The sequence below is a fragment of the Vibrio sp. 1249-1 genome, assembly GCF_033340495.1.
The window spans coordinates 1-1,195 of sequence record NZ_JAWOWJ010000087.1 but is presented as its reverse complement, the minus strand read 5'-3'; the positions used below and the strand labels follow the sequence as shown (position 1 = coordinate 1,195).

1 protein-coding gene is annotated in these 1,195 nt (G+C 46.7%); it reads right to left on the bottom strand.

The window, feature by feature from the left end; translation table 11 throughout:
• Positions 1-40 precede the first annotated feature (40 nt).
• The coding region (gene hemN, locus R7Z50_RS24435; protein WP_318149339.1) for an oxygen-independent coproporphyrinogen III oxidase at positions 41-1,195 on the bottom strand (1,155 nt) is incomplete at its 5' end.

Below are 1,195 nucleotides of genomic sequence, written 5' to 3'. Positions count from 1 at the left end.
TTTGCTGGCATTTTTTGTATTTGGAATCGGCAAGCGATGATCAAATCACGCGAGAGAATTGCTGCTGACGCGCTTTTGCTCGCAGATATTTATCGAAGCTCATACAGATGTTACGAATAAGCAGGCGACCACGCAGTGTTACTCGAATTTCATTGTCATCCACTTCCACCAACTCATCATTGATGAACGTTTGCAGCAATTGCAGGTCTTCTTTGAAGTACTGATCAAATTTCACTCTGAATTCAGATTCGATCGCTTTTTTATCAAGCTTAAAGTTACAAATCAGCTGCTTAATGACTTCACGACGGAGCAAGTCATCCGAATCGAGTGAGACACCTTTCCACAATGCGTGGCGAAGGTCATTTACTTGAGCGTAGTACTTCTTGAGCTCTTTTTGGTTTTGCGCGTACGCATCACCAATCATTGAAATGGCAGAAACACCAAAGCCCACCAAATCACATTCACCTTGAGTGGTGTAGCCTTGGAAGTTGCGATGCAATACACCTTCGCGCTGCGCAACGGCGAGTTCGTCGTCAGGCATCGCAAAATGGTCCATGCCGATGAACTGGTAGCCAGCACCCGTCAAAGTTGCGATCGTGTCTTGGAGAATTGCCATTTTCTCTTCTGCTTTTGGCAAATCTTCGGCTTTGATCTTACGCGGCGCAGCAAACAATTGCGGCATGTGTGCGTAGTTAAAGACCGACAGACGACCCGGCTGCATTTCCAGCACTTGTTCTAACGTCTTCGCAAAAGATGCTTTGGTCTGCTTCGGCAAACCGTAGATCAAATCGAGGTTGGTCGAACGGAAACCCAACTCTTTCGCACGTGCCACCATCGCAAAGATGAATTCTTCATCTTGCTCACGGTTAACCAATTTTTGCACTTCTTTGTTGAAGTCCTGAACGCCGATGCTCAAGCGGTTGAAGCCTTCACTGCGAAGATGATCCAACATGGTGATCTGAATTTCACGCGGGTCTACTTCAATGCTGATTTCTGCGTCATCACTGAATGTAAATTCTTGGCGTAGCAAGTTCATCACGCGAGTGATTTGCTTTTCAGATAGAAACGTCGGTGTACCACCACCAAAATGCAATTGCGTCACGGTGCGACCAACGAGCAATGCAGCACGTTGACGAATTTCGTGTTCAAGCACGTCGAGGTATTCATCCGCTTTGTGCGAGTGGCGTGTAATGAC